This is a genomic window from Collinsella aerofaciens, from assembly GCF_901212495.1.
Classification (GTDB): domain Bacteria; phylum Actinomycetota; class Coriobacteriia; order Coriobacteriales; family Coriobacteriaceae; genus Collinsella; species Collinsella aerofaciens_H.
Genome location: NZ_CAAKNY010000083.1, coordinates 4,187 through 4,587 on the forward strand (window position 1 = coordinate 4,187; position 401 = coordinate 4,587).

The 401-nt window shown below is 56.1% G+C and carries 1 tRNA gene; it reads left to right on the plus strand.

Annotated features, from left to right (window positions below):
* Positions 1-314 precede the first annotated feature (314 nt).
* Positions 315-391: transfer RNA gene (locus SFLMC1_RS10150), tRNA-Arg, on the plus strand.
* Positions 392-401 lie beyond the last annotated feature (10 nt).

Consider the following 401-nt stretch of genomic DNA (forward strand, 5'->3'; position numbering starts at 1 on the left):
GTCAGACGCCGCATGGATTCGAACCTCGGTCGAGGCGCGAGTGTCAAGAAAACGCGGAGCGTTTTTAGCGAGCGGGCGAGCACGCCGGCAGGCGGGCGAAGCCGGCGCGGATCCGCGCGGCGGATGCGCGGAATCCTATACGCCGCACCAATTGAAATTGAAAGCCTCCGGCAACGGGGGCTTTTCTTTTATGTCGCCACCGCATAGATTCGAACCTCGGTCGAGGCGCGGGCGTCTCAATCATCACTTCGTAAAATTTTTCCAAATTGTCGCTTGACCCATCGAGGGGTCACGTGCATAATAATCCTTGCGTTGCGGCGTTACCTCAGCTGGATAGAGGGTCTGACTACGAATCAGAACGTCATAGGTTCGAATCCTATACGCCGCACCAATTGAAATTG